Below are 26,985 nucleotides of genomic sequence, written 5' to 3'. Positions count from 1 at the left end.
CCCGGTCATCCGAGCCCCGTCATTCGAGCCTCGGGCTCAGCCGTGCCGGCCCGTCCTGCAACTGGTCCCGCAGCTCCAGCTCCTCGTCCGACAGCGCGCCCTGAGCCGCCCTGGGCGGCACCCCGTGCACGGCCTGCCCGGGGGACACGGGCGGTTCGTAGTGCGTGGGCGCGGTGCGCACGGTCAGGGCCGTGGTCCCGATGAGGGCGACCGTGAAGGCGATCGCGGCCCGGGTCCGGAACCTTGCCCGGCGTTCGCCGCCCCTGCGCACCGTGGGCGGCTGCTCCGCGCCCAGCCGCTCGTTCGACGCCAGCTCGGCCAGCCTCCGGTGCAGTACCTGCGGGTCGGCCAGCGCGGGCAGCCGGTCGGCGACGGCCTCGCGGGCGCGCAGCAGGCGGTTCGCCGCCGCCGGGGTGCTCGCCTCCGTCTCCGCCGCCGTCTCGGGCAGGTCCAGGCCCACACCGTCGTACAGCACGAGCGTGCGGCGGTGCCTCGGGGGGAGCCTGAGCAGGGTGTTCAGCAAGGTGCGGTCGCCGGGGTCGGCGGGTGGCGGCTCCGGGTGCCGGTGGCGCGGGCGGAACCGTTGCCAGGGCGAGAGCGCGTACTCGTACGCCGTCGCCCGCACCCAGCCCACCGGGTCCCGGTCGCGGGCCACCTCGGGCCAGTGCTCCCAGGCCGTCTGGAACGCCCGCTCCACCGACTCGCGCGCCTGCTCGCGACGGCCGGTCAGCAGGAAGGTCTGCCGTACGAGGGCGGGGGCGCTGAACTCGTACAGCGCGTCGAAGGCCTGAGCGGGTGTCAGCGCGACGGGCGCGGGCCGCGGTTCGGGCACCGACTCGGGCCGCGGTTCGGGCACCGACTCGGGCTGCGACTCGGGCGCCGACTCGGGCGCCGACTCGGGCGCCGACTCAGGCTCCGGCTTCGGCTCCGGCTCCGGCTCCGCGTGAGTCTCCGGGTCGGCTGCTGGTTCTGATGCCGGGTCTCGTACCGGTGCCGGCTCCGCGCCCGGTGCCGGTTCCCGTTCCGGTGCCTGGGTGGCCTGTCGTGCCGCCTCTTCCTCGGCCAGCGTCTTCAGCAGCTTCGCGTACGCCTCCCGCTTCCGGCCTCGCGGAGTCGTGCGGCCGCTCTCCCACGCGCGGACCGTCCCGGGAGTGACGCCCACCCGTGTCGCGAGCTGAGTCTGTGTCAGTGCGGCCGTCTCCCGCATGCGTCGGCGTGCCTTGGGGGGTGGGAGCGGGGTTGCGGGGCTGCGGGTCACAGGACGCCCCTTCGTACGAAAAAGTACATAAACATATATTGAGCGACACAACGGGGCTTCGCTCGTTACGCCTGGAAAGCGCGTGTCGTTGGGAGCATGGCGGGCGTGATCCAGACGACCGCCCGTCCAGCCCCGCTCTCCCAACTGCGCACCCGGTGGCGCGACCGGTCGCCCGGGCTGGCCGCCGGCCTCCTGGGAGGCGTGTTCGCGGCACTGCTGGGACTGGCGGCGTGCGCCGCGCTCGTGACGTTGCTGTGGATCAGTTCGCCGTACCCCGACAGCGGGCCGGGCGGCGCCCTCCACGTCGCCGCGGCGCTGTGGGCCCTGGCGCACGGGGCCGAACTGGTGCGTGCCGACACGCTCTCCGGCACCCCCGCGCCCGTCGGCGTCACCCCGCTGCTGTTCCTCCTTCTGCCGGTGTGGCTGCTGCACCGTGCCGCCCGGGACGCCACGGACCCCGGGGACGGGGTGGGCGTGGCCGTCGGGGCGGCTCCGAAGGCGGGAGCCGGCGTGCGCCCGGCGTGGATGGCGGGTGCCCCGGACGCCGGGCCGCCGCCCGTCTCCGCGCGCATGGCCTGGACCGGGGTCGTCCTCGGCTACCTCGGCGTCGCCGCGCCCGTCGTCCTGTACGCGCAGGGCGGCGCGCTGCGGCCCTCCTTGTGGTGGGCGGCGCTGTGTCTGCCGTTGGTCGCCATGGGCGCGGCGGGCGCCGGTGTGTGGACGGCGTTCGGCCGGCCGGGCGGGCCGGTGGGACGGGCGCTGCGCGTGCTGCCCCGGAAGCTGCGGGAGCTGATGGTGGAGCCGGACGCGCGCCTGGGCGCCGCGACGCGCGCCGCGGGCGCCGGTGCGGCGGTGCTCGTCGGGGGCGGCGCGCTGCTGCTCGCGGTGTCGCTCGTGGGGCACGGGGCCGCCGCGGGGGAGGCGTTCCTGCGGCTGACCGAGGGGTGGTCGGGGCGGTTCGCCGTGCTGCTGCTCTGTCTGACGCTGGTGCCGAACGCGGCGGTGTGGGCGGCGGTGTACGCCCTCGGCCCCGGCTTCGTGCTCGGCACCGGGCACGTCGTGGCCCCCGCCTCCTCCGCCCCGGCACCGCTGCTGCCACCGTTCCCGCTGCTGGCGGCGGTGCCGGACGCGGGTCCTGGTACGCCGCTGCACTGGGTGGCCGGGGTGGTGCCGTTGGTGGCGGGCGCGGTGGTGGGGTGGTTCACGGCGCGGGCGGCCACGGCGGGTGTGACGGGTGCGGTGGGTGGGGTTGGTGCGGTTGGCGCGGTGGGTGTGCCGGGAGTGGAGACGGCCGTCGAGGCGTGGTCGTGGCGGCGGACCGCTGCCGCCGCCGTGGTGGCCGCCGTCCTGTGCGCGGTCCTCGTCGCCCTGCTGGCCGCGTTCGCCGGCGGGCCGCTCGGGAGCGCCGCGCTCGCCCGGTTCGGGCCGGTGTGGTGGCAGGCCGGGGGCGCGACGCTGGCGTGGATCGTGGTGATGGCCGTCCCGGTGGCGGTGGCTGCGCGGGCGTGGCGGTGCCGGGGCGCTGCCGCTCGGGAGGGCGGGGCGGAGGCGGCCGGGGGCGGCGAGGCGGTCGACGGAGGTGGGCGTCGGCGTCGGTGGGCGCGGGTTCTGTTGCCCTCCGTGCCTTCCGTGAGGCCGTGGTGGACGCGGGACGTATCGGCCGGGGCCGGGGCCGGGGTGGGGGATCATGGGGTGGACGAGGAGGCGGTGCCGGTCGGGTTGTACGACGTCGACGACGACGGTGGTGCGGCGTATGACTTTCTGCCGGTCGACGGTCCTGTGGAGTCGCCTCGCGGCGGGGTGTGATGCCGGGGGCGGGGCGCCGGCCAGGTTTTTTCGCCCCCGCCGCCCCTTCCCGTTCCCGTCCCTGGGGCTGCCGCCCCCAGACCCCCGCTTCGGCCTGGACGGCCTCGTCCTCAGGCGCAGAGCCGGCTGAAAGACTTGCCGTTCCCGGCCCTGGGGCTGCCGCCCCCAGACCCCCGCTTCGGCCTGGACGGCCCCGCCCTCAGGCGCAGGGCCGGCTGAAAGACTTGCCGTTCCCGGCCCTGGGGTTGGCGCCCTCAGGCACCCGCTTCGGCCTGGACGGCCCCGCCCTCAGGCGCAGGGCCGGCTGGAAGACGTCAGTCGCCCGTGCCCAGCAGGTCCCGCAGCTGTTCCGGCAGGTGGCGCTCGCAGGACTGTTCCGCCGCGTTGGTCAGGGCGTCCTCGCGGCAGGTGTAGTAGTCGCTGTAGATCAACTGGGCGCCGAAGGACGCGGCGACCAGGACGATGGCCAGGGACGACGTGACCAGGCCGCTGATCGCGGCGGTGCGCTGCGGGCGGCCGGTCTGCTCGGCGGGCGGGGCCGGAGCGTCCGGGTCGGAGGCGGCGCGGGGCTTGGTGCGCAGCGCGCTGATGCCCCAGTACAGGGCCAGGGCGCCGAGCAGCAGGGCCACGTACGGCCAGGTGAAGAGGGCGAAGAAGAGGGCCCACATGCCGCTCAGCAGGGCGTAGCGGGCACGCCGCTGGGCGGGGTCCGTCGGGTCCCAGCGCGGGCCCGGGCCGCCGCCCGAACCCTCGGGGCCGCCCGAGCCGCCGGGCCGCTCACCGAAACCGCCGGGGGACCGGCCGGGCTGTCGGTCGCTCCACCGGCCGCCCCAGGGAGACCGCTCGCCGTCGCCCTGGGAATCGCCGTCGCCCGACGGGTGCCGCGGCTGCCAGGGGCGGTCAGGCGTGCCCTCGGGGGGCGGGGCGAACGGGTTGTCCTTGTCGGTGGCGCCGTCCTGCTCGCCGCCGTTCCTCCGGTCCGAGGACGAGTCGGGCGGTGACGAGGGGCGCTCCCGCAGCAACACGGTGCTGCGCTCCCCTGGCTGCGCCGACTGCTGGGGGAGTGTGAGCAGTCGCAGGCTGCGGTCCGGCATCAACTGAGCGTCTTCCCCTTGGCGACGGTGAACGGGCTGCTGGTGGAACGGGCGGGCTGGTGGAGCGGGCGATCCGGTCGGTACATCTGGTGAACGCGTGACGCACGGGCGCCGTTCCCGCTCCGGCTCCACGCAGACGCTACCTTCCGGTCACGCCCCCGTCCCGAGGGGGCCGTCCGGTGTGCCGGTATCGTTGCTGACGGTCGGCCGCTTCGTAGACTTCCCCGTATCCAGGGACGCGAAGCATTCGTACGACCGCACAAAGAGATTCGCTTTCCCGAGAAAGGCCCCCACCGTGGCCGCCAAGCCCGTGGACCGGCGAGCCAAGCGCCTCGTCGTGCTGGTCTCCGGATCCGGCACCAACCTCCAGGCGCTCCTCGACGAGATCGCCGCCACCGGCGTGGAGGCCTACGGGGCCGAGATCGTGGCCGTCGGCGCCGACCGCGACGGCATCGAGGGGCTCGCCCGCGCCGAGCGTGCCGGGGTGACGACCTTCGTACGAAAGGTCAAGGACTACGGGACCCGCGAGGAGTGGGACGCGGCGCTCGCCGAGGCCGTCGCGGCCCACGAACCGGACCTCGTCGTCTCGGCCGGGTTCATGAAGATCGTGGGGAAGGAGTTCCTCGCGCGGTTCGGCGGGAGGTTCGTCAACACCCATCCCGCCCTCCTCCCCAGTTTCCCGGGAGCCCACGGTGTGCGGGACGCGCTCGCGTACGGCGCCAGGGTCACCGGCTGCACCGTCCACTTCGTCGACGACGGCGTCGACACCGGGCCGATCATCGCGCAGGGCGTGGTGGAGGTCCGGGACGAGGACTACGAAGACGAAGGTGTCGCTCTGCACGAGCGCATCAAGGAAGTCGAGCGAAGGCTGCTCGTCGATGTCGTGGGGCGGCTCGCCCGCAACGGCTATCGCATTGAGGGACGAAAGGTAGTTATCCAGTGACCGCCACCGCCACCGCCACCGCCACCGCCACCGCCGGGAGCAACAAGCGGGCCATCCGTCGCGCGCTCGTCAGCGTCTACGACAAGACCGGGCTCGAGGACCTCGCCCGCGGGCTGCACGAGGCGGGCGTCGAACTCGTCTCCACCGGGTCGACCGCCGGGCGGATCGCCGCCGCCGGCGTCCCCGTCACCAAGGTCGAGGAACTGACCGGCTTCCCCGAGTGCCTGGACGGCCGGGTCAAGACGCTGCACCCCAAGGTGCACGCCGGCATCCTCGCCGACCTGCGCCTGGAGAGCCACCGGCAGCAGCTCGACGAGCTGGGCGTGGCGCCGTTCGACCTGGTCGTGGTCAACCTCTACCCGTTCCGGGAGACCGTCGCCTCGGGCGCCACCCCAGACGAGTGCGTCGAGCAGATCGACATCGGCGGCCCCTCCATGGTGCGCGCCGCGGCCAAGAACCACCCCTCCGTCGCCGTGGTCACCAGCCCGGCCCGGTACGCCGACGTGCTCTCCGCCGTCAAGGACGGCGGCTTCGACCTGGCCGCCCGCAAGCGCCTGGCCGCCGAGGCCTTCCAGCACACCGCCGCGTACGACGTGGCCGTCGCCTCCTGGTTCGCCTCCGAGTACGCCCCGGTGGACGAGTCGCAGTTCCCCGACTTCCTCGGCGCCACCTACGAGCGCGCCCACACCCTGCGCTACGGCGAGAACCCGCACCAGCCCGCCGCCCTCTACACCTCCCCCGAGGGTGGCGGCCTCGCCCAGGCCGAGCAGCTGCACGGCAAGGAGATGTCGTACAACAACTACACGGACACGGACGCCGCCCGCCGTGCCGCGTACGACCACGCCGAGCCCTGCGTCGCGATCATCAAGCACGCCAACCCGTGCGGCATCGCGGTCGGCGCGGACGTCGCCGAGGCGCACCGCAAGGCGCACGCCTGCGACCCGCTGTCCGCGTTCGGCGGCGTGATCGCGGTCAACCGCCCGGTCTCCAGGGAGATGGCCGAGCAGGTCGCCGAGATCTTCACCGAGGTCATCGTCGCGCCGGACTACGAGGACGGCGCCCTCGAAGCCCTCACCAAGAAGAAGAACATCCGCGTGCTGCGCGCCCCCGAGGCGCCCGCCGCCCCGGTCGAGGTCAAGCCCATCGACGGCGGCGCCCTCCTCCAGGTCACCGACCGCCTCCAGGCCGAGGGCGACGACCCCGCCACCTGGACCCTGGCCACCGGTGAGGCCTTGTCCGAGGCGGAGCTGGCCGAGCTGGCCTTCGCCTGGAAGGCGTGCCGGGCCGTCAAGTCCAACGCCATCCTCCTCGCCAAGGACAACGCCTCCGTCGGCGTCGGCATGGGCCAGGTCAACCGGGTCGACTCCGCCAAGCTCGCGGTCGAGCGGGCCGGCGCCGAGCGCGCGCAGGGGGCGTACGCCGCCTCCGACGCCTTCTTCCCCTTCCCGGACGGGCTGGAGATCCTCACCGCGGCCGGCGTGAAGGCCGTGGTCCAGCCCGGCGGTTCGGTCCGCGACGAACTGGTCGTCGAGGCCGCGAAGAAGGCCGGCGTCACGATGTACTTCACGGGGACGCGGCACTTCTTCCACTGAGGTCCCGGCCCCCGGCCCGGGCTTCGTACGGCTTCGTACGGCTCCGTACGGCGAAACGGCGGCCCCCGGCCCCCTCCGAGGAGGGAACCGGGGGCCGCCGGACGAGCGGACCCGGGTGAGCGGGTCAGCAGGGACGCAGCGACCAGATCGGGTCCCAGGTGGCGGTGCCCGCCTGGTAGGCCGTCGACGTCCAGCGGACGCTGCCGTCCTTGTTGAAGAACCTGGCGACCGTGCCCCGCGTCTGGTTGTTGGTGAACGGTCCGTCGCCGGTCCAGTTGGTGAGCTTCCACGTCTGGCACTTGTAGAAGTCGAACTTCGTGCCGTGGACGACCATGCACAGGTGGCCGTAGTCGCAGGCCAGGTCCTGGGCGCCCTTGGTCACGGGCGCGTCCGTCACGGTCAGGCCCTCGTACTCGACCGCGTCGGCGGCCACGCGCAGGGGCTTCGGGCTGTCGGCGAGCACCTGGTCGGCCTTCTGCTGGAGGCCGGTCACCCGGGTGCCGTCCGGGCTGTCGGCGGCCGTGGCCGCGACCGTGGAGCTCGCGGCCAGGGCCGTGGCCGCGAGGAGGAGTGCTGCGGGCTTGATGATGTTCATCGTTGTACCCCCGTGAACGTCGGTGTCGTACCGCCGAAGCGGTGTGCACACACCGTCCCCCGGGCTCCCGCCGCGCGGTACCTCGGAACTCTCAGGGTCACTTCCCGCGCCGGGGCGTGTACTCCTTGAGGTGGTGAGCGACGCGGTCGGCGTAGTCGCGGTACTTCGGGGGAACCCCGCCCGCGTCGTTCACCTTCCGGTACGACGTCCGGTAGGCGACGGCGACCAGCACCCCGCGGTCGCCCGGCAGGCCGGCGTCGAGGCGGGGCGTGATCCAGCACAGGTAACGGCCCATCGCCGGAATGGACTCGGCGGGCGGGAACGGCGGCTGGGGCACGGTCTCGCCCGGTGTGCCGTCCTCGTTCATCCACCAGCGCAGCACGCTCGGGGTCCAGCGGGCGATGCCGTACTCGTCCCTGGCCGGGTCGGCGAGGTCCGGGTCGAAGCCGCTCTCGACCTTCAGCATGGCCGCGATCAGGGCCGGGCTGACCTCCTCGTGCCCGCAGTCGTGCGCCGTCTCCACGATCAGCAGGCGGTAGGCGGGCGGTACGTCCCGGTCGGTGCGCAACTCGGCCGCGCCGTAGGAGGCGGCGGCGACGACGCTCGCGGTGCCGCCGGGGCGCGCGCCCGCGACGGGCTCCCGGCCGTCGCCGGCCCAGCGGGCGACGCCGTACCCGAGCGCGGCGAGGGCGACGAGTCCCGCGGCCGCGGCGGCCAGGGCCCTGCGCCGGGGGCGGGCACGGGGCCGGAGCGAGAACCTCGCCGGGCCGCTCGCGCTCCCCGTCGCGTCCGTCACCCGGCGCAGCAGGGCGTCGGTGCCGATCCGGTCGGCGTGCGTACGGGTCAGGCACGCCCGTACGATCTCCCGCCACGGCGACGGCAGTTCGGGTGACAGGCGCAGCTCGTGGGTGCCGCGGGAGTACGCGACGGCGGCGTCCCGGCGGGCCGTCGGGGTGCCGCCGGGCAGCGGGAAGGACCCGGTGAGCACCAGGTGGGCCAGGACGCCGAAGGCCCACACGTCGGCGGAGGGGCGGATCCGGCGGCCCCGTTCGCCGATCTCGGACCACAGCAGCTCGGGCGGCGTGTAGTCAGGGGTGGAGAAGGCGGGCGTGTAGGCGTGGGTGCCCTCCAGCTCGGCGGCCATGTTGAAGTCGGCGAGCCGTACCGAACCGTCCGCCATCAGCAGCACGTTGGCCGGTTTCAGGTCGCCGTGCACCCAGCCCGCCCGGTGCAGCTGGTGCAGGCCCTCGCAGACCTGCGCGAGCAGCGCGGGCCCGGTCGGCGGGCGGGGCGTGGCGGAGAGCAGGGCGGACAGCGATCCCTCGGCCCGCTCCAGGACGAGCACGGTGGCGCCGTCGAGCCGTGGGCGGTCGGGGTCGTCGACGGTGAGGGTCTCGTACATCCGGATCAGCCGGGGCCGCCGCAGCCGGCGCAGCAGCTCGACCTCCCGCTCGATGAGGTCCCGCAGGTGCGACAGCTGCCGCGGGGTGCCGGTACCGGTGGGCAGGAACTTCAGCGCGGCCGTGTCCGGCAGACCCGTGCCGGTGCGACCGTCGCCGACGGTACGGTCCTCGTCGGGGCGACCGTCGCCGACGCTGCCGTCCTCGTCGGGGCGACCGTCGCCGACGCTGCCGTCCTCGTCGGGGCGGCTGGTGTCGGCGGTGCGGTCCTTGCCGGGGCGGCCGGTGCTGCTGGTGCGGTCGGTGCCGTGCGTGGCGTTCGGTTTGGTCGGGTCGTTCGCGCCGTTCACGGTGTTCGGACCGTTCGGACCGTTCGGACCGTTCGGACCGTTCGGGCCGTTCGGGCCGTCCTCGCCGGTGCGGCCCGCGCCGTCCCCGTCCTCGTCGCCGGTGGGACCTGTGCCGTCCCCGTCCTCCCCGCCGGTGCGGCGGCCCGTGTCGTCCGGGTCGGCGTCCACGCGGCGTGCCGCGTACACGCTGCCGAAGGCGCCGGTCGCGATCGGCTCGCGCACCTCCCAGCCGCCCACCCGGTACCCCCTGGGCACCGGGACGGCGTACGGCTCGGTCACCGCAGCGCCTGTCCGGACGGTGCCGCGAGGACCACCAGGTCGTCCTCGCGGACCAGGTCGAAGCGGAGCGCCAGTGAGACCAGCGACTCCTTCTTGCCGTTCAGCCGGGTGCCCGGCTCGGCGGCCTCCGGGCCCGGCTTCAGCCGGAGCTTGACGGCGAGGTAGTCGATGTTCCACTGCACCGACGTACGCGAGGCGGCCGGCCAGGCCGGACGGAGCCGCTCGACGACCTGGTCCATGGTCGGCAGCGGCGCGTGCGGCGCCCCGCGCAGCCGCGGCTCGCACAGCGCGGCCAGCACCGCGAAGTACCGCTTGGTGCGGTCGACGGAGAAGGCCGGGGCGGTCGGCTCGCCGTCGGTGCCGTCCTCGCCGCGCAGGTAGTCGTGGCGCGGCGCCCACACCTCGACCGGCAGCAGGTCACCGGCGGCGGGCAGCACGATCCGCGAGAACTCGAACGGCACCGGGGCGTCGAGGCGGCCCGGCGCCACCTTGATGTGCTCGCCGGCGCCCTCCGGGTTCTCCACCACGTAGGTCTGGTGGGCGGAGAGGTTGCTCACGGTCCAGAAGGTGCCGTGCGCCGTGATCTCACCGGCTCTGCGGGACACCCCGTCGTGCCCGATCAGCAGCCCGCCCTCGGGCACGGACCGCCCGAAGACGAGCCGTTCGCCGGGTGCGAGCCGAAACTGGGTGCTGGTGTCTTCGTCCTCCGTGGTCGGCGGAGGTACCACGATGATGCTGTACAAGGTGCGTCTCCCCGTGCCTGACGGCTACCCGGGCCAGACTAGGGCGACGCACCAGGGCCGTGCCCCCCTCGTACGGGTGAGACACGGCCCTGCGTGGTGATTGGCGCGAACTGTTCAGTCGCCGGTACTCGGTCCCCGCCCTCAGTAGCGGGGACGCTTGTACCAGGCCGATCCGTTCGAGTTGCCGACGAATACGGCGACCAGGATGGCGAGCACCGTGTGGACCAGACCCACGACGATGAACGGGTACAGACCGAGGATCGCGGTGATGATGGCGAAGACCATCGTCGCTATGCGGGCGCCGTTGCCGCCCTTGCCGACCTTGATCGCAGCCAGGAGCGCGAGCACTCCCCACACCAGCGCGAACACTGCGAGACCCCACAGCCTGCCGGACGAGTAGTCGGCCAGCTGCTGGAAGGTGGCGTCGTCCTTCAGCGCGTCGTCGTTCTTCGCGGCGTCCACGCCCGCGGCGCTGATGGCGAAGAGGATCACGCCGACGACCTGGAGGCCGAAAATGATCCACAGCATGACGCGGGCCGCGCTGACCGTGCCGGGCATCGAGGTCGGGGCGGCCGGGTGGCCGTAGCCGCCCGACACCGGGGGAGCCTGCGGGTACCCGTAACCGGGCTGTCCCTGCTGCGGCTGCTGCTGGGGATAGCCGTAGTTCGGCTGCTGGCCGCCCTGCGGCGGGCCGTAGGGGTTGTTCGGATCGCCGAAACTCATGGCGGGTCTTCCTCCGTCGCTGTCAAGTGCGGGGACGACGCGCGGCTCGACTCGGAGGAGATTCTTCGTAAGCGGTTCGTCCCCCCGGTACGGCCCCGCGGCACTGTGCTGCCCAATCGTTCTTGACCGAACTCTTACTTGTCCAGCCCGTCCGCAATGCGTTGTGCAAGTGCAACACCGCCGATCATGAGCGGACAGGGCCGGACGTGTCCCGTGGCGTCCCGAAGGTTCCCGCGCGGTGCCCGCATGCCGACCTGATTGGAACCGGGGGCCGGTCATCCGCGAGGATGGGGGTATGACCGCCCAGATTCTCGATGGCAAGGCCACCGCAGCCGCGATCAAGTCCGAACTGACCGCCCGCGTGGCGGCGCTGAAGGAGAGGGGTGTCACGCCCGGCCTCGGCACCGTTCTGGTCGGCGACGACCCAGGCAGCCAGAAGTACGTCGCCGGCAAGCACCGCGACTGCGCCCAGGTCGGCATCGCCTCCATCCAGCGCGAACTGCCGGCCACGGCCACGCAGGAGGAGATCGAGGCGGTCGTCCGCGAGCTGAACGAGGACCCGGCCTGCACCGGGTACATCGTCCAGCTGCCGCTGCCCCGGGGCATCGACGAGAACCGCATCCTGGAACTGATGGATCCGGACAAGGACGCGGACGGCCTGCACCCGATGAACCTGGGCCGCCTCGTCCTGAACGAGCCGGCGCCGCTGCCCTGCACCCCCAACGGCATCATCACCCTCCTGCGCCGCTACGGCGTCGAGATCAAGGGCGCCGAGGTCGTGGTCGTCGGCCGCGGTGTCACCATCGGCCGCCCGATGCCGCTGCTGCTCACCCGGCGCAGCGAGAACGCCACCGTGACCCAGTGCCACACCGGCACCCGGGACCTGGCCGCCCACCTCAAGCGCGCGGACATCGTGATCGCCGCGGCCGGCTCCCCGCACCTGGTCCGCCCCGAGGACGTCAAGCCGGGCGCGGCCGTCCTGGACGTCGGCGTCTCCCGCAACGCCGAGGGCAAGATCATGGGCGACGTCCACCCCGGCGTGGCCGAGGTCGCCGCCTGGATCTCCCCGAACCCCGGCGGTGTCGGCCCCATGACGCGGGCCCAGCTGCTCGTCAACGTGGTGGAGGCGGCGGAGCGCAGTGCCGGCTGAGGACACCAACTCCCCCGAGCGGCCGGGCGACGCGGGGGCCACGGAGGAAGCGGGGACCTCACGGGCCTCGCGAAAGCCGGACGCCTCGGACAAGGGCGGCAGTACCCCGGACGGCTCTGAGACCCCGGAGAACTCCGGTACCCCCGGAGCGCCTGAGACCTCGGAGAACTCCGGTACTTCCGGGGCGCCTGAGACCTCGGAGAACTCCGGTACCCCCAGGGCGCCTGAGACCTTGGAGACCGCCGCTACCCCCGAGGCATCTGAGACCGCGGAGACTGCCGCTGTCCGGGCGGCCCCTGAGGCCTCTGAGAAATCCGGTACCCCGGAGGCGCGTGAGACCTCCGAGACCGCCGGTGACCCGGAGGCCTCGAAGACCTCCGCGGACGCGGGGGACTCGGGGAGCTCGGAGAGCGCCGGGCACCCGGACGAGATCACCGTCCGCGACCCCGTCAGCGCGCCCGACGCCAAGGGGCGGCCGCGACGTGTCACGCGCCGGTTCCCGCTCTTCACCCGTGACACCGCCCGCCCCGAGGGCGGCGGCCGCGCCGCCGCCCGCGACGCCCCGGCTCCCGCCCGGCAGTGGCCGGTGCTCGCGGTGGTGCTGCTGGTCGGACTCGGCCTGCTGCTGACCGCACTGGACGTGTTCCGCTGGGGCACACTGCTGGTCGGTGCCGCCCTGCTGGTGGGCGCCGCGCTGCGCTGGGTGGTGCCCGACGTCGGCATGCTCGCCGTGCGCTCGCGCTTCACGGACATCACGACCTACGGCATCCTCGGCCTCTCCATCGTCCTGCTGGCGCTGATGGCCCAGCCGAAGCCGGTGCTGGAGATCCCGTTCCTCAAAGACACCCTGCACTTCACGGTCAGCTAGGGCGTCTTCGCGATCGGCCGGCGTGTCTTCTCGATACGACGGCCCGTCCTCACCCCCGTGGAAGGACGGGCCGTCGCCGGGACCAACCTTCCTGCACGCGGAACGCCCTGTTCAACGCCTGTAGGGCGCTGTGGCACGGAAGTGACCGTTCCGCTACTCCGCTACGCGACTCGTTCCCGGGGGTTCCGTTCAGGGCGGGGCAGCGCCGGTGGGACACTGGACCACGGGTCGGTGGGCGTGCGACTGTGCACGCTCACGGCCTCTGTGCTCCTGTGCGCCCCCACCCCGGGAACTGAGATCCTGACCGGGCGCATCCCTGTGGGTAGCCAGAACCAGGTACCGCGCGCTGGACGCCGCGCGGAGACCAGCGGGGGAACGACCAGCACGTCACCGGGGGAAGAGGGGGAAGCAGTGCCTCGTTGGAAGGCCTTGCCGGATGAACTCGATCCGCAGATCAGGGAGTTCACCAGCCAGCTGCGTCGGCTCGTGGACCGCAGCGAGTTGAGCGTCGCGTCGGTGGCCGACGCCACGGGCTACAGCAAGACGTCCTGGGAGCGCTATCTGAACGGCCGTCTGCTGGCGCCCAAGGGTGCCATCGTGGCCCTGGCCGAGGTGACGGGGACCAATCCGATCCACCTGACCACCATGTGGGAGCTGGCCGAGCGTGCCTGGAGCCGCTCGGAGATGCGCCACGACATGACCATGGAGGCCATCCGGATCTCCCAGGCGCGCGCCGCGCTCGGCGAACTGGGCACGCCCGCGGCCAAGTCGGGCGACTCCGCGGCCAAGTCGGGCAACGGCGACAGGAGCGGCGGCAGGAACGGCAGGGGAAGCCGGACCGGTCGCCACGGCGGCGGCTTCTCGGCCGCACCCGGGGTCGCCGGGCCGGCCGGTGTGTCGCCCACGCTGCCGCCGACGGTCCCGGCACAGCCGACCGCCGCCGACAGCCCCGACTCGGTCCTCGGCGCGGTCCGGGGCGGCGGTGGCCCCGGTGCCTCCTCCGCCCCGCCCCCCGGCGGAGCGACCGACGGCAACTCGTGGGGGCTCGCCGGATACCGGGGGCCCGCGCCGACCGGTGACCGCGCGGCCCGGACCCGGACCGGCACCGGCACCGGCACCGGAGAGGCGGCGGGGCCGGCCGGACCCGTCGAGCCGAACGGCCCCGGTCCCGTCACCGTCCCGCCGGGCGCCTACGGCGAGCCTCCCCACGGCGGCCGCCTCCCTTCGTCCGGCCGGTCCCCGGGCGGCGGCAACAAGCGGCTGACGACGCTCGTCGCGGGCGTCGTCGGGGTGCTCGTCGTGGCCGCGGGCGCCTTCTTCCTCCTGAACGACGGCGGTGGCGAGAAGGACGAGGGCACCAAGCCCTCCCCGTCGCCCACCGTGAGCAGCGAACCGAAGCTGCCGCCGGGCGTGAAGTGCGGCGGCGACGACTGCACCGGCAAGGACCCGGAGATCATGGGCTGCGGCGGCGACCTGGTGACCACCGGCGCGACCACCGTCGTCGGCACGGCCGCCGTCGAGGTCCGGTACAGCAAGGTGTGCGGCGCCGCGTGGGCCCGCGTCACCCAGGCCGCACAGGGCGACGAGGTCCAGGTGAACGCCGGCGGTGCGAACGAGCAGAGGGCGACGGTCGGCAACGCCGGGGACACCGCCGCGTACACCGCGATGGTCGCCGTGGACTCCGCGGCCGACGCCACCGCGTGCGCGACGCTGGCGTCGGGCCCGCAGGGCTGCACGAAGTAGGGGCGCGGGGGATGCGTGAGCGGGCGGACCAAGAAAAGTTCGCCCGCGGCACGCATGCCCCGCCGTGTCACGGGCACGCGAGAAGTACCCCCACGGGAGTCCGGCAACGGTATCCCCGAGCGGCGGTCGTCTTCGTCCCCCCTCTCCCGGACAGGCGGCCGCCTCTTTTTCCGCGTCCCCCCTCGCGTCCCCCTCGTGTCCCCCCTCGCGTCCCCCGCGCCCTTCCAGGCAGTCCTGTGGGCCGGGCCACACCGACCCGGACGTGCCGGACACCACGGGCGCGATAGCCTGACGGCTGGATCGATCTCTTGATACCAAGAGATCGATCAAACGCCCGGGGCCGGGACGCCCCACCGCCAGCTGTCATACGGAGAACGCCATGACTCGCACTCCCGTGAACGTCACCGTCACCGGCGCGGCCGGCCAGATCGGTTACGCCCTGCTCTTCCGCATCGCCTCCGGCCAGCTGCTCGGCGCGGACGTGCCGGTCAAGCTGCGCCTCCTGGAGATCACTCCGGCGCTCAAGGCCGCCGAGGGCACCGCGATGGAGCTGGACGACTGCGCGTTCCCGCTCCTCCAGGGCATCGAGATCACCGACGACCCGAACGTCGCCTTCGACGGCGCCAACGTCGCCCTCCTCGTCGGCGCCCGCCCCCGCACCAAGGGCATGGAGCGCGGCGACCTCCTCGAGGCCAACGGCGGCATCTTCAAGCCGCAGGGCAAGGCCATCAACGACCACGCCGCGGACGACATCAAGGTCCTCGTCGTCGGCAACCCGGCCAACACCAACGCCCTGATCGCCCAGGCCGCCGCCCCGGACGTACCGGCCGAGCGCTTCACCGCCATGACCCGTCTGGACCACAACCGCGCGCTGACCCAGCTCGCGAAGAAGACGGGCTCGACGGTCGCCGACATCAAGCGGCTGACCATCTGGGGCAACCACTCCGCCACCCAGTACCCGGACATCTTCCACGCCACCGTCGCCGGCAAGAACGCCGCTGAGGTCGTGGGCGACGAGAAGTGGCTGGCCGACGACTTCATCCCGACCGTCGCCAAGCGCGGCGCTGCCATCATCGAGGCCCGCGGCGCCTCCTCGGCCGCCTCCGCCGCCAACGCCGCCATCGACCACGTGCACACCTGGGTCAACGGCACCGCCGAGGGCGACTGGACCTCCATGGGCATCCCGTCGGACGGCTCCTACGGCGTTCCCGAGGGCATCATCTCCTCCTTCCCGGTCACCACCAAGGACGGCTCGTACGAGATCGTCCAGGGCCTGGACATCAACGAGTTCTCCCGCGCCCGCATCGACGCCTCCGTCAAGGAGCTGTCGGAGGAGCGCGAGGCGGTCCGCGGTCTCGGCCTCATCTGAGCCGACCCCGACGCCCGCACGGGCCCCGTTCCGGTTCAGGCCGGGACGGGGCCCGTGCCCGTTACGGGGCCCGTGCCCGTTTCCGTGCACCCCTATACGTCGTTCGTCCCTTTCCTCCGTGATGCGCCACACTTTCGGCCACCGATTCGGCATGCAAACGGGGCCGCGGGGCAGGGGCTCACGGTCCCCGAGAGCTGCACCCGGGTGACGCAGGGGGTTCGATCAGGAACGAAAGGCAACACCGACCATGGCGAACAGCACGGCAACCCCGGCGGAGCAGGCGCACCGGACCATTCACGCGGGAGGCGAGTGGCTCGCGGCGTCCTCCGGCGCCACGCGCGAGATCCTCGACCCCGCGGACGCCCTGCCGTTCGCCGTGGTCGCGGAGGGCGACGAGAAGGACACCGACCTCGCGGTGGCCGCCGCCCGCCGCGCCTTCGACGCGGGCGACTGGCCGCACACCCCCGTCGCCGAGCGCGCCGCCCTGCTGCGCCGCGTCGCCGGCCTGCTCGTGCGCGACCGCGAGCGGCTCGGTCTGCTGGAGAGCCGCGACGCGGGCAAGACCGTCGAGGAGGGGCGCGTCGACATCGACTGCGTCGCCGACGCCTTCCGCTACTTCGCCGACCTGGTGGCCGGCGAGGCGCCCGGCCGGGTCGTCGACGCGGGTTCGCCCGACATCCACAGCGTCGTCGTGCACGAGCCGGTCGGCGTCTGCGCGATGATCACGCCCTGGAACTACCCGCTCCTCCAGGCCAGCTGGAAGATCGCCCCGGCGCTCGCCGCGGGCAACACCTTCGTGATCAAGCCCAGCGAGGTCACCCCGCTCACCACGGTCGCCCTGATCGGCCTGCTCGTCGAGGCCGGCCTCCCCACCGGCGTCGCGAACATCGTCACCGGGCCCGGCCACACCGTCGGCGCTCGCCTCGCCGAGCACCCGGACGTCGACCTGGTCTCCTTCACCGGCGGTCTGGTCAGCGGCATCAAGGTCGCCCAGGCCGCCGCCGTCACCGTCAAGAAGGTCGCCCTGGAACTCGGCGGCAAGAACCCCAACGTCGTCTTCGCCGACGCCTGCGAGACCGAGGAGGGCTTCGACACCGCCGTCGACCAGGCCCTCAACGCCGCCTTCATCCACAGCGGCCAGGTCTGCTCCGCCGGCGGCCGCCTCATTGTCGAGGAGTCGGTCCGCGAACGCTTCGTCGCCGAACTCGCCCGCCGCGCCGGGAGGATCCGCCTCGGCCGCGGCACCGAGGAAGGTGTCGAGTGCGGCCCGCTCGTCTCCGAGCAGCAGCGTGCCAAGACCGAGGACTTCGTCGCCTCCGCCCTCGCCGAGGGCGCCGAACTCCGCTGCGGCGGCAAGCGCCCCGAGCCGTCGCCCCAGCGGCCCGAGAGCGGCTACTTCTACGAGCCGACCGTCCTCGACCACTGCCACCGCGAGATGAGGGTCGTACGGGAGGAGGTCTTCGGGCCGGTCCTCACCGTCGAGACCTTCCGGACCGAGGACGAGGCCGTAGCCCTCGCCAACGACACCGAGTACGGTCTGGCCGGTGCCGTCTGGACCGCCGACGCGGGACGGGCCCGCCGGGTCGCGGGCCGGCTGCGGCACGGCACCGTGTGGATCAACGACTTCCACCCCTACCTGCCGCAGGCGGAGTGGGGCGGCTTCGGCAAGAGCGGCGTCGGCCGCGAACTCGGCCCCGCGGGCCTGGCCGAGTACCGCGAGAGCAAGCACGTCTACCAGAACCTCGCGCCCAAGCCCGTCCGCTGGTTCGCCGGCTGACCCCACCCGCGTCCCCACGCTCCTCTTCATCGTCCGCTCGTCCCACTGGAGTACCCCCATGCCCGAAACCACTCATGTCTACGACTACGTCGTCATCGGCGGCGGCACCGCGGGGTCGGTGATCGCCTCCCGGCTCACCGAGAACCCGGACGTCACCGTCGCCGTCATCGAGGGCGGCCCCAGCGACGTCGGCCGCGACGACGTGCTGACCCTGCGCCGCTGGATGGGCCTGCTCGGCGGCGAACTGGACTACGACTACCCCACCACCGAGCAGCCGCGCGGCAACTCGCACATCCGGCACAGCCGCGCCCGCGTGCTCGGCGGCTGCTCCTCGCACAACACCCTCATCGCCTTCAAGCCGCTGCCGTCCGACTGGGACGAGTGGGAGGCCGCCGGCGCCAAGGGGTGGGGCGCGGTGCAGATGGAGGCGTACTTCGCCCGGCTGAAGAACAACATCGTCCCGGTCGACGAGAAGGACCGGAACGCCATCGCCCGCGACTTCGTCGACTCCGCGCAGAAGACGCTGGGAGTCCCCCGGGTCGAGGGCTTCAACAAGAAGCCGTTCACCGAGGGCGCCGGCTTCTTCGACCTCGCCTACCACCCCGAGAACAACAAGCGGTCCTCGGCGTCGGTGGCGTACCTGCACCCGGTGATGGACGAGCGCCCCAACCTCACGCTCATGCTGGAGACCTGGGCCCACCGGCTGGAGCTCGACGGCACCCGCGCCGAGGGCGTCCACGTCCGCACCAAGGACGGCGAGGAAATCCTGGTCAAGGCCCGGAACGAGGTCGTCCTGTGCGCCGGCGCCGTCGACTCCCCGCGCCTGCTGCTGCACTCGGGCATCGGCCCGAAGGCCCAGCTGGAGGCCCTCGGCATACCCGTGGCGCTCGACCTGCCCGGCGTCGGCGAGAACCTGCTCGACCACCCCGAGTCGGTGATCGTGTGGGAGACCGACGGCCCCATCCCGGACAACTCCGCGATGGACTCCGACGCCGGTCTGTTCGTGCGCCGCGATCCCGAACACGCGGGCCCCGACCTGATGTTCCACTTCTACCAGATCCCGTTCACGGACAACCCGGAGCGACTGGGCTACGAGCACCCCGAGTTCGGCGTCTCCATGACCCCGAACATCCCCAAGCCGAAGTCCCGCGGCCGCCTCTACCTCACCAGCGCCGACCCGTCCGTGAAGCCCGCCCTGGACTTCCGCTACTTCACCGACGAGGACGACTACGACGGCCGCACCCTCGTCGACGGCATCCGCATCGCCCGCGAGATCGCCAGCACCCAGCCGCTGGCCGGCTGGCTCAAGCGCGAGGTCTGCCCCGGCCCGGACGTCACCGGCGACGAGGAGCTGAGCGAGTACGCCCGCAAGGTCGCCCACACCGTCTACCACCCGGCCGGCACCTGCCGCATGGGCGCCGCCACCGACGAACAGGCCGTCGTCGACCCCGAGCTGCGCATCCGCGGCCTCCAGGCCATCCGCATCGCCGACGCCTCCGTCTTCCCGACCATGCCCGCCGTCAACCCGATGATCGGCGTCCTCATGGTCGGCGAGCGCGCCGTCGAGCTGATCGGCGGTGACGCCCGATGAGCACGACCGCCAACACCACCGCCGCCGCCACCGACACCGTGGCCGAGCGACCCCCGGTCTTCTCCGTGGACGGCCTGTGGAAGGTCTTCGGCCCCAAGGCCGCCCGCGTCCCCGCCGACCCGGACCTCACCGCCCTGAGCCCGGCCGAGCTGCGCTCCCGCACCGGCTGCACCGCCGCCGTCGCGGACGTCTCCTTCGACGTGCGCAGGGGCGAGGTCTTCGTCGTCATGGGCCTGTCCGGCTCCGGCAAGTCCACCCTCGTACGCTGCCTGACCCGCCTCATCGAGCCGACGGCCGGATCCATCGCCATCGACGGCGAGGACGTCCGCGCGATGGACAGGTCCCGGCTGCGCGAACTGCGCCGCCACCGTGCCGCGATGGTCTTCCAGCACTTCGGCCTGCTCCCGCACCGCACCGTCCTGGACAACGTCGCCTACGGCCTGGAGGTCCAGGGCATGGGCCGCGCCGAGCGCCGCGAGCGCGCCGCCGCCGTCGTCGCCAAGGTCGGCCTTGAGGGCCTGGAGCACCGCCGGCCCGGCCAGCTCTCCGGCGGCCAGCGTCAGCGCGTCGGCCTCGCCCGCGCCCTCGCCGTCGACCCCGAGGTACTGCTCTTCGACGAGCCGTTCAGCGCCCTCGACCCGCTGATCCGAAGGGACATGCAGGAGGAGGTCGTCCGGCTGCACCGCGAGGAGGGCCGCACCATGGTCTTCATCACCCACGACCTCCAGGAAGCCCTCAAGCTCGGCGACCGCATCGCCCTGATGCGCGACGGCCGCGTCGTCCAGCTCGGCACCCCGGAGGAGATCGTCGGCTCGCCCGCCGACGACTACGTCCGCGAGTTCGTCCGCGACGTCCCGCGCGAGCAGGTCCTCACCGTCCGTACGGCGATGCGCCCCGCGTCCTCGTCCGACGAGGCGGGCACCGGCCCGGCGATCCGCCCCGAGGCCACGGTCTCGGAGGCCATCGAGGCCGTGGCGAGGGCAGGCACGTCAGCCCGAGTCACGGACGACGGCCGCTGCCTGGGCGTGGTGGACGCGGAGACACTCCTGTCGGTGGTGGCGGGCGCAGCCGCCCCAGCCGCGGGCAGTCGGGCCGCCGGGGCGGCTCCCGTACCGCAGCAAGCGGCACCGGCGACGCGCAGCGAGCCGACCACCCCGCCCCCCGCCACCACCGAGGAGCCGGTCTGATGGCAACGATCACGGCCACGGCCCGAAAACCCGCTCCGCCGGGCGTCCTCGCCCACAGAGCCGTCCGCAAGCTCCTCACCCTGGCGGCGCTGGCCGCGATCCTCGTCCCCCTAGCCGTCACCCAGTGGCCCGGCACCGCCTGGCCCACCGCCCTCACCGTCGACGTCTCCGAACCGCTCGGCAGAACCAGCGACTGGATCATCGACAACCGGGACAGCCACCCCCTGTTCCTCTACTTCCTCGGCCACGTCAGCAACGTCGTCGTCATCGCCGTACGCGCCGTGTACCTCGCCCTCCTCGCCGTCGGCTGGGCCGGGGTCACCGCGGTCGGCGCGCTGGTCGCCTGGCGGGTGGCCGGAGTGCGGCTCGCGGCAGGCACCGCCGCCGCGCTCCTGGCCTGCGGTCTGCTCGGCATGTGGGTGCCCACGATGCAGACGCTCGCCCTGATGGTCGTCGCCGTCCTCGCGTCGGTCGCCGTCGGCGCCCTGCTGGGTCTCGCCGCGGGCCTCTCCGACCGGATGGACCGGGTCCTGCGCCCGGTGCTCGACACCATGCAGGTGCTGCCCGCCTTCGCCTACCTCCTGCCCGTCGTCCTGGTCTTCGGCATCGGCGTCCCCGCCGCCGTCCTGGCCACCGTCGTCTACGCCGCCCCGCCCATGGCCCGGCTCACCTCGCTCGGCCTGCGCGGCGCGGACAAGGAGGTCCTGGAGGCCGTCGAGTCGCTCGGCACCACCGCCCGCCAGCGGCTGCTGACCGCCCGCATCCCGCTGGCCCGCAAGGAACTCCTCCTCGGCGTCAACCAGACGATCATGATGGCGCTGTCCATGGCCGTCATCGCCTCCGTCATCGGCGCCGGCGGCCTCGGCGACCGCGTCTACCAGGCGCTCGCCTCGGTCGACGTCGGCGCCGCCCTCGCGGCCGGCATCCCGATCGTGCTGCTCGCCGTCGTCCTGGACCGTGTGACCGGCGCGGCGGGGGAGCGGCTCGGCGAGTCCGGGAAGTCCCCGGTGACCTGGCTGTACGCCCTCGTCGTCGCCGCGGCCGTCGCGCTCGCCGGGCGGCTGGCCGGCTTCCTCGACTGGCCCGACGGATGGGAGCTGGACATCGCCGAACCCGTCAACCGGGCCGTCGACTGGATGACCGCCCACCTGTACTCCGGCGTCCCCGTCGTCGGCGGCACCGCCGACTGGGCCGCGCACTTCACCAGCTGGGTGCTCAACCCGCTGCGCGAAGGCCTCCAGTGGCTGCCCTGGTGGTCCGTACTCCTCGTCGTCGCCGCCCTGGCCTGGCTGATCGGCACCTGGCGCACCGCGCTCACCGCCGTCCTCGCGATGGCCGCGATCGGCGTGCTCGGCGTGTGGAACCCGTCCCTGGACACGCTCTCGCAGGTGCTCGCCGCCGTCGCCGTGACCCTGGTCATCGGCTTCGCCACCGGCATCGCCGCCGCCCGCAGCGACCGCTTCGAGCGCCTGCTGCGGCCCGTGCTCGACGTCTTCCAGACGATGCCGCAGTTCGTGTACCTGATCCCGGTCGTCGCCCTGTTCGGCGTGGGCCGCGCGCCCGCCGTGGCCGCGGCCGTCGTCTACGCCCTCCCGGCCGTCGTCCGCATCACCACCCAGGGCCTGCGCCAGGTCGACCCGGCCGCCCTGGAGTCGGCCCGCTCGCTCGGCGCCACCAGCGGGCAGCAGCTCCGGCAGGTCCAGCTCCCGCTGGCCCGCCCCGCCCTGCTGCTCGCCGTCAACCAGGGCGTCGTCCTGGTCCTCGCCGTCGTCATCATCGGCGGCCTGGTCGGCGGCGGCGCCCTCGGCTACCAGGTCGTCTTCGGCCTCGCCCAGGGCGACCTGGCGACCGGCCTGGTCGCGGGCGCCGCGATCGTCTGCCTCGGCCTGATGCTCGACCGGGTCACCCAGCCCACCGAACGCCGCGCCAAGAAGGGAGCCTGAGATGCGAATCCGCATGCGCATGCGCGGACGCACCGCCGTCGCCGTCGCCTCGGCCGCCGCGCTGACCCTGCTGACCGGCTGCGGCGCCGCCGACATGACCAAGCAGGCGTCCCCGTACGCGGGCGCCCAGGGCGCGAAGACCGTCACCCTGTCCGTGCAGTCCTGGGTCGGCGCGCAGGCCAACGTGGCCGTCGCCCAGTACCTGCTGGAGCACGAGCTGGGCTACCGCGTCGACACCGTCCAGGTCGACGAGGTCCCCGCCTGGGACGCGCTCAGCCAGGGCCGCGTCGACGCCATCCTGGAGGACTGGGGCCACCCCGAACAGGAACAGCGCTACGTCCAGGACAAGAAGACCATCGCCGCGGGCGGCGACCTCGGCGTCACCGGACACATCGGCTGGTTCGTGCCGACGTACTTCGCGAAGAAGCACCCGGACGTCACCGACTGGAAGAACCTCGACAAGTACGCCGACCTGCTGCGCACCGCGGAGAGCGGCGGCAAGGGCCAACTCCTGGACGGCTCCCCGTCCTACGTCACCAACGACAAGGCCCTGGTGAAGAACCTGAACCTGGACTACCAGGTCGTCTTCGCCGGCTCCGAGGCCGCCCAGATCACCCAGATGCAGCAGTTCGCCAAGGAGAAGAAGCCCTTCCTGAGCTACTGGTACACCCCCCAGTGGCTGTTCGAGAAGGTCCCGATGACCGAGGTGAAGCTGCCGCCGTACAAGGAGGGCTGTGACGCCGACCCGGCGAAGGTCGACTGCGCCTACCCGGTCACCCCGCTGCAGAAGTACCTCAACGCCGGCTTCGCGAAGGACGGCGGCAAGGCGGCGGAGTTCCTCAAGCGGTTCAAGTGGACCACGGAGGACCAGAACCAGGTCTCCCTGATGATCGCCGAGCAGAAGATGCGCCCCGAGGAGGCGGCGAAGAAGTGGGTGGACGGCCACGAGTCCGTCTGGAAGAAGTGGCTGCCCTGACACTCACCCGGCCAGCCGGTCCGCGATCTCCCGTACCGCCCCCGCGGCATGCCGCTGGAGACCCGGACCGAACGTGATCCTGGTGGCCCCGAGTCCGCCGAGTTCGGCGGGCGAGGGGCCCTCCCCGGGACGCGCGACCACGTTCACCGGCCCCTGGATCCCCGCCCGCAGCAGCGGCAGTACGGCGGTGGGGGCGGCGATCGGATACACGCAGTCGGCACCCGCGGCGACGTACGCGGCGGCCCGCTCGATCGCCGCTCCCGGATCGTCGACGCCCCGGATGAACGTGTCGATCCGGGCGTTCAGGAAGAGCCGGTCACCGGCCTCCTCCCGCACCTCGGCCAGCCACGCGGCGTGCTCCGCCGGGTCCTTGAGCCCCTCGTGGGTGGAGTCCTCCAGGTTGCAGCCGACGACGCCCACCTCGAGGAGCCGCTCCACCAGCTCCTTCGGCGCCAGCCCGTAGCCGCCCTCGACATCCGCCGACACGGGTACGTCCACGGCGCGCACGATCCGCGCGACCGCGGCGAACATCTCGTCGGCCGGGGTCGCCCCGTCCTCGTACCCGAGCGAGGCCGCCACCCCGGCGCTCGGTGTCGCGAGCGCGGGGAACCCGGCCTCGGCGAACACCCGGGCGCTCGCCGCGTCCCAGGGCCCGGGCAGGACGAGGGGGTCGTCCGGGACGCGGCCGTGGTGCAGGGCGCGGAACGCGGCGACGTGACTCACGGTGTGTAACCCCCCGGTGGGACCCTGCGGCTGACCATCAGCCGGTTCCAGCTGTTGATGACGGTGATCAGGCCGATCAGATGGGCCAGTTCCCCGTCGCCGAAGTGTACGGCGGCCTCCTCGTACACCGCGTCGGGCACGAAGCCCGCCGTCAGGACGGTCATCGCCTCGGTCAGCGCGAGCGCGGCCCGCTCCCGCCCGTCGTACAGGCCCTCCGCCTCCTCCCAGGCGGCGAGCAGACCCAGGCGCTCCTCGTCCTCCCCGTTCTTGCGGGCCAGGGTGAGGTGCATGTCCAGGCAGAACGCGCAGTGGTTGAGCTGCGAGGCCCGGATCATCACCAGCTCGGCGAGCACGGGGTCGCCGAGCCCCTTCTTGGCCGCGGCGCTCAGCGCGGACAGCGCCCGCCCGACCTCCCGGTCCAGGAGCTGGGTGCGCGCCGTCACGCGTGCTGACCGGGCGTGTAGTGGCCCGGCGTCATCCGGCAGGTCACGCCGAAGCGGTTCCAGGCGTTGATCGTCGTGATCGCGGCGATCAGCTGCGCCAGCTCCGGCTCGTCGAAGTGCTTGGCCGCCCTCCCGTACACCTCGTCCGGCACGAAGCCGTCGGTCAGTACGGTCACCGCCTCGGTCAGCTCGATCGCCGCCAGCTCCTTCTGCGTGTAGAAGTGCCGTGACTCCTCCCAGGCGGCCAGCTGCACGATCCGCTCCACGCTCTCCCCGGCGGCCAGGGCGTCCTTCGTGTGCATGTCCAGGCAGAAGGCGCAGTGGTTGATCTGCGAGGCGCGGATCTTCACCAGTTCGTACAGCTTCGGGTCCAGCCCCCGCCCGGCGGCGGTCTCGAGCCGGAGCATCGCCTTGTAGACCTCGGGGGCGTGCTGGGACCAGTTCAGCCGGACGGGCACCTCGGCGGCGTGCTCCGTGGTCTTCGTGCCATCGGTGTGTTCATCGGTGTGTGTCGTCATGCCTCGACCCTAGGAAGGAAGCAGCCCAGCTGTATGGTCCATTTCCATGGCGGAATCATGGGCCACTCTCGGCATCGACCTGCACCTGGAACCCACCGGTCCTGGCCTGCGCCGCGGTCTCACCGACGCCCTGCGCGAGGCCGTCCGCACCGGCCGCCTGGGCCCCGGCACCCGGCTGCCCTCGTCCCGCGTCCTCGCCGCCGACCTCGGCATCGCCCGCAACACCGTCGCCGACTCCTACGCCGACCTCGTCGCCGAGGGCTGGCTCACCGCGCGCCAGGGCTCGGGCACCCGCGTCGCCGACCGCGTCGCCGCCCCACCGCCCCGCACCCCGGCCCGACGCCCCGGGGAACACGCACGCCCCGCCTACGACCTGCGCCCCGGCACCCCCGACCTCGCCTCCTTCCCGCGCGCCGAGTGGCTCAAGGCCGCCCGCCGCGCCGTCACCGCCGCTCCCAACGGCGCCCTCGGCTACGGCGACGGACGCGGCCGGCCCGAGCTGCGCTCCGCGCTGGCCGGCTACCTCGCCCGGGCCCGGGGCGTGCGCGCCGACCCCGAGACCCTGCTGGTCTGCGGCGGCGTCGCGCACGGCCTCGTGCTGCTGGCCGGCGTGCTGCGGGCGCGCGGCGTGCACACCGTGGCCGTCGAGTCGTACGGCCTCCACGTCCATCGCGACCTGCTCGGCAGAGCCGGTCTGCGGACCGTTCCGCTGCCCGTCGACGAGCGGGGAGCGGACACCGGCGCGCTCGAGCACGCGGGCGCGCTGCTCCTCACCCCCGCCCACCAGTTCCCGACCGGCGTCCCCCTGCACCCCGACCGCAGAGCGGCGGCGGTGGCCTGGGCGGACCGCACCGGCGGGCTGATCCTGGAGGACGACTACGACGGGGAGTTCCGCTACGACCGCCAGTCCGTGGGTGCCCTCCAGGGCCTGGACCCCGACCGCGTCGTGTACCTGGGCACCGCCAGCAAGTCCCTCGCCCCCGGACTGCGCCTGGGCTGGATGGCACTGCCGCCGGCACTGGTCGGGGACGCCATGGACGACCCGGCGAGCCGTACCCCCGGCGTGCTCGACCAGCTGACCCTCGCGCAGTTCCTCGACTCCGGCGCCTACGACCGGCACGTGCGGTCTGCCCGCCTGCGCTACCGGCGCCGCCGCGACGCCCTGGTCGCCGCCCTCGCCGAGCGCGCCCCCGAGGTCCACGTCACCGGCATCGCCGCCGGACTGCACGCCGTCCTCCAACTGCCCCCCGGCACCGAGCAGCAGGTCGCACGGGCGGCCGCCTGGCACGGGCTCGCGGTCCACGGCCTGTCCATGTTCCGGCACCCGGACGCGTCCCTCCCTCCACTGGACGCCCTCGTCGTCGGCTACGGCACCCCGCCCGACCACGCCTGGGCGGGGGCCCTGGACGCGCTCTGCCGCGCGCTGCCGTAAAGTCCACCCGCGACGGCGGCCGTACACTCGACCGGCTCAACTGTCGTACAGGCGCACGGTCAACGGACGGACAACGGGGAGACAGGGACATGGCGGAGACCCGGCGACGGCTGCGGTCGAGCACCGTGGTGCTCGGCGGCATGGGCGTGCTCGCGGCGGCCCTGAGCGCGTGCGGTTCGGACCCCGACCGCCGCTGCGTGGACCGCGACAGCTACGACTACCTCAACGGCTACAAGGTCGTCGCCGACAAGAACTGCAAGTCGACCTCCTCCGGCAGCTCGTCCGGCAGCTCCTCCGGCGGTTCGTACGGCAAGGGCGGCAAGAAGACCGGCTCGTCGGGGCCCGTGGACGACGCCGACTGGTACTACGACGGCGACGTCAGCAACGGCTGGACCGACTCCGGCACCTTCAGCCGGTCCGAGGCCGTCGACCGGGGCGGCTTCGGCTGCTCGGGCTCCGGCAGCGGCGGCGGCTGAGGCCGG

Annotated in this window: 23 protein-coding genes; 14 read left to right on the top strand and 9 right to left on the bottom strand. The window is 73.3% G+C overall.

The genetic code is table 11. The features are described from left to right. Positions 1-19: 19 nt before the first annotated feature. A complete protein-coding gene (locus tag ABS735_RS32610) occupies positions 20-1,258 on the bottom strand; it encodes a sigma factor-like helix-turn-helix DNA-binding protein (RefSeq protein WP_373901533.1) in 1,239 nt (412 codons plus the stop codon). A gap of 96 nt (positions 1,259-1,354) precedes the next feature. On the opposite strand from ABS735_RS32610, the gene ABS735_RS32605 reads away from it, so the two are divergent. Then, on the top strand, positions 1,355-3,064 hold the full coding sequence (locus ABS735_RS32605) for a cell division protein PerM (protein WP_373901534.1): 1,710 nt from the start codon (positions 1,355-1,357) through the stop codon (positions 3,062-3,064). Between the two features lie 314 nt (positions 3,065-3,378). Here the strand turns inward: ABS735_RS32605 and ABS735_RS32600 are convergent, their stop codons facing one another. Continuing rightward, positions 3,379-4,158 carry a hypothetical protein gene (locus tag ABS735_RS32600; protein ID WP_373901535.1) on the bottom strand — a complete coding sequence of 260 codons (780 nt, stop codon included), beginning with the start codon at positions 4,156-4,158 and terminating at the stop codon, positions 3,379-3,381. Between the two features lie 295 nt (positions 4,159-4,453). Between ABS735_RS32600 and purN the strand changes: the two genes are divergently transcribed. Beyond that, the gene (gene purN / locus ABS735_RS32595; protein ID WP_373901536.1) at positions 4,454-5,101 is read left to right on the top strand and encodes a phosphoribosylglycinamide formyltransferase; all 648 of its coding nucleotides are present in this window, start codon (positions 4,454-4,456) and stop codon (positions 5,099-5,101) included. Then, positions 5,098-6,693: a bifunctional phosphoribosylaminoimidazolecarboxamide formyltransferase/IMP cyclohydrolase gene (gene purH / locus ABS735_RS32590; RefSeq protein ID WP_373901537.1), complete on the top strand. Its 1,596-nt coding sequence runs from the start codon at positions 5,098-5,100 to the stop codon at positions 6,691-6,693. The genes purN and purH overlap by 4 nt, the downstream gene beginning before the upstream one ends. Before the next feature lie 124 nt (positions 6,694-6,817). Here the strand turns inward: purH and ABS735_RS32585 are convergent, their stop codons facing one another. From ABS735_RS32585 to ABS735_RS32570, 4 genes are all read right to left on the bottom strand, one after another. Next, positions 6,818-7,288 carry a hypothetical protein gene (locus ABS735_RS32585; RefSeq protein WP_373901538.1) on the bottom strand — a complete coding sequence of 157 codons (471 nt, stop codon included), beginning with the start codon at positions 7,286-7,288 and terminating at the stop codon, positions 6,818-6,820. A 97-nt stretch (positions 7,289-7,385) separates the two neighbouring features. Further along, positions 7,386-9,317 (bottom strand): serine/threonine protein kinase, encoded by a 1,932-nt coding sequence (locus ABS735_RS32580; RefSeq protein WP_373901539.1) that lies wholly within the window; start codon positions 9,315-9,317, stop codon positions 7,386-7,388. Beyond that, the gene (locus tag ABS735_RS32575) at positions 9,314-10,060 is read right to left on the bottom strand and encodes an FHA domain-containing protein (RefSeq protein ID WP_373901540.1); all 747 of its coding nucleotides are present in this window, start codon (positions 10,058-10,060) and stop codon (positions 9,314-9,316) included. Before ABS735_RS32575 ends, ABS735_RS32580 begins: the two co-directional genes overlap by 4 nt. A gap of 141 nt (positions 10,061-10,201) precedes the next feature. Next, complete coding sequence (locus tag ABS735_RS32570; RefSeq protein ID WP_373901541.1) at positions 10,202-10,783, bottom strand: hypothetical protein; 582 nt, start codon at positions 10,781-10,783, stop codon at positions 10,202-10,204. Between the two features lie 295 nt (positions 10,784-11,078). Between ABS735_RS32570 and ABS735_RS32565 the strand changes: the two genes are divergently transcribed. From ABS735_RS32565 to ABS735_RS32525, 9 genes are all read left to right on the top strand, one after another. Continuing rightward, positions 11,079-11,933, top strand: coding sequence for a bifunctional methylenetetrahydrofolate dehydrogenase/methenyltetrahydrofolate cyclohydrolase (locus tag ABS735_RS32565; protein WP_373901542.1), 855 nt, complete (start codon positions 11,079-11,081; stop codon positions 11,931-11,933). 232 nt (positions 11,934-12,165) lie between these two features. Beyond that, complete coding sequence (locus ABS735_RS32560) at positions 12,166-12,801, top strand: DUF3017 domain-containing protein (RefSeq protein WP_373901543.1); 636 nt, start codon at positions 12,166-12,168, stop codon at positions 12,799-12,801. Between the two features lie 429 nt (positions 12,802-13,230). Beyond that, positions 13,231-14,544 (top strand): helix-turn-helix domain-containing protein, encoded by a 1,314-nt coding sequence (locus ABS735_RS32555; protein WP_373901544.1) that lies wholly within the window; start codon positions 13,231-13,233, stop codon positions 14,542-14,544. Positions 14,545-14,923: 379 nt separating this feature from the next. Beyond that, positions 14,924-15,913 carry a malate dehydrogenase gene (locus ABS735_RS32550; RefSeq protein WP_373901545.1) on the top strand — a complete coding sequence of 330 codons (990 nt, stop codon included), beginning with the start codon at positions 14,924-14,926 and terminating at the stop codon, positions 15,911-15,913. Positions 15,914-16,160: 247 nt separating this feature from the next. Next, positions 16,161-17,690: an aldehyde dehydrogenase family protein gene (locus tag ABS735_RS32545; RefSeq protein ID WP_373901546.1), complete on the top strand. Its 1,530-nt coding sequence runs from the start codon at positions 16,161-16,163 to the stop codon at positions 17,688-17,690. Positions 17,691-17,748: 58 nt separating this feature from the next. After that, positions 17,749-19,281: a GMC family oxidoreductase gene (locus tag ABS735_RS32540; protein ID WP_373901547.1), complete on the top strand. Its 1,533-nt coding sequence runs from the start codon at positions 17,749-17,751 to the stop codon at positions 19,279-19,281. Then, the gene (locus ABS735_RS32535) at positions 19,278-20,468 is read left to right on the top strand and encodes a quaternary amine ABC transporter ATP-binding protein (protein ID WP_373901548.1); all 1,191 of its coding nucleotides are present in this window, start codon (positions 19,278-19,280) and stop codon (positions 20,466-20,468) included. The genes ABS735_RS32540 and ABS735_RS32535 overlap by 4 nt, the downstream gene beginning before the upstream one ends. Then, positions 20,468-22,411: an ABC transporter permease gene (locus ABS735_RS32530; RefSeq protein ID WP_373901549.1), complete on the top strand. Its 1,944-nt coding sequence runs from the start codon at positions 20,468-20,470 to the stop codon at positions 22,409-22,411. The genes ABS735_RS32535 and ABS735_RS32530 overlap by 1 nt, the downstream gene beginning before the upstream one ends. 1 nt (position 22,412) lies before the next feature. Beyond that, positions 22,413-23,387: an ABC transporter substrate-binding protein gene (locus tag ABS735_RS32525; RefSeq protein WP_373901550.1), complete on the top strand. Its 975-nt coding sequence runs from the start codon at positions 22,413-22,415 to the stop codon at positions 23,385-23,387. Positions 23,388-23,390: 3 nt separating this feature from the next. Here ABS735_RS32525 and ABS735_RS32520 read toward each other — a convergent pair whose 3' ends face one another. The 3 genes from ABS735_RS32520 to ABS735_RS32510 are packed head-to-tail and all read right to left on the bottom strand — an operon-like array spanning position 23,391 to position 25,071. After that, positions 23,391-24,110 carry an isocitrate lyase/PEP mutase family protein gene (locus tag ABS735_RS32520; RefSeq protein ID WP_373901551.1) on the bottom strand — a complete coding sequence of 240 codons (720 nt, stop codon included), beginning with the start codon at positions 24,108-24,110 and terminating at the stop codon, positions 23,391-23,393. Then, positions 24,107-24,553 (bottom strand): carboxymuconolactone decarboxylase family protein, encoded by a 447-nt coding sequence (locus ABS735_RS32515; protein WP_373901552.1) that lies wholly within the window; start codon positions 24,551-24,553, stop codon positions 24,107-24,109. Before ABS735_RS32515 ends, ABS735_RS32520 begins: the two co-directional genes overlap by 4 nt. Beyond that, positions 24,550-25,071: a carboxymuconolactone decarboxylase family protein gene (locus tag ABS735_RS32510; RefSeq protein WP_373901553.1), complete on the bottom strand. Its 522-nt coding sequence runs from the start codon at positions 25,069-25,071 to the stop codon at positions 24,550-24,552. The genes ABS735_RS32515 and ABS735_RS32510 overlap by 4 nt, the downstream gene beginning before the upstream one ends. Before the next feature lie 46 nt (positions 25,072-25,117). On the opposite strand from ABS735_RS32510, the gene pdxR reads away from it, so the two are divergent. Beyond that, on the top strand, positions 25,118-26,503 hold the full coding sequence (gene pdxR, locus ABS735_RS32505; protein ID WP_373901554.1) for a MocR-like pyridoxine biosynthesis transcription factor PdxR: 1,386 nt from the start codon (positions 25,118-25,120) through the stop codon (positions 26,501-26,503). Positions 26,504-26,592: 89 nt separating this feature from the next. After that, positions 26,593-26,979 (top strand): hypothetical protein, encoded by a 387-nt coding sequence (locus ABS735_RS32500; protein ID WP_373901555.1) that lies wholly within the window; start codon positions 26,593-26,595, stop codon positions 26,977-26,979. Positions 26,980-26,985 lie beyond the last annotated feature (6 nt).

Origin of the sequence: Streptomyces sp. MMCC 100, from assembly GCF_041538145.2 — a bacterium.
Taxonomy (GTDB): domain Bacteria; phylum Actinomycetota; class Actinomycetes; order Streptomycetales; family Streptomycetaceae; genus Streptomyces.
Note: the sequence above shows the minus strand (reverse complement) of the source record. Positions and strands in the feature narration are given on the sequence as shown.

Coding starts and splice junctions, on each gene's coding strand:
- ABS735_RS32510 (WP_373901553.1), bottom strand. CDS start 25,071: ATGACGACACACACCGATGAACACACCGATGGCACGAAGACCACGGAG.
- ABS735_RS32545 (WP_373901546.1), top strand. CDS start 16,161: ATGGCGAACAGCACGGCAACCCCGGCGGAGCAGGCGCACCGGACCATT.
- ABS735_RS32585 (WP_373901538.1), bottom strand. CDS start 7,288: ATGAACATCATCAAGCCCGCAGCACTCCTCCTCGCGGCCACGGCCCTG.
- pdxR (WP_373901554.1), top strand. CDS start 25,118: ATGGCGGAATCATGGGCCACTCTCGGCATCGACCTGCACCTGGAACCC.
- ABS735_RS32605 (WP_373901534.1), top strand. CDS start 1,355: ATGGCGGGCGTGATCCAGACGACCGCCCGTCCAGCCCCGCTCTCCCAA.
- ABS735_RS32600 (WP_373901535.1), bottom strand. CDS start 4,158: ATGCCGGACCGCAGCCTGCGACTGCTCACACTCCCCCAGCAGTCGGCG.
- ABS735_RS32525 (WP_373901550.1), top strand. CDS start 22,413: ATGCGAATCCGCATGCGCATGCGCGGACGCACCGCCGTCGCCGTCGCC.
- ABS735_RS32535 (WP_373901548.1), top strand. CDS start 19,278: ATGAGCACGACCGCCAACACCACCGCCGCCGCCACCGACACCGTGGCC.
- ABS735_RS32565 (WP_373901542.1), top strand. CDS start 11,079: ATGACCGCCCAGATTCTCGATGGCAAGGCCACCGCAGCCGCGATCAAG.
- ABS735_RS32540 (WP_373901547.1), top strand. CDS start 17,749: ATGCCCGAAACCACTCATGTCTACGACTACGTCGTCATCGGCGGCGGC.
- ABS735_RS32550 (WP_373901545.1), top strand. CDS start 14,924: ATGACTCGCACTCCCGTGAACGTCACCGTCACCGGCGCGGCCGGCCAG.
- ABS735_RS32530 (WP_373901549.1), top strand. CDS start 20,468: ATGGCAACGATCACGGCCACGGCCCGAAAACCCGCTCCGCCGGGCGTC.
- ABS735_RS32500 (WP_373901555.1), top strand. CDS start 26,593: ATGGCGGAGACCCGGCGACGGCTGCGGTCGAGCACCGTGGTGCTCGGC.
- ABS735_RS32570 (WP_373901541.1), bottom strand. CDS start 10,783: ATGAGTTTCGGCGATCCGAACAACCCCTACGGCCCGCCGCAGGGCGGC.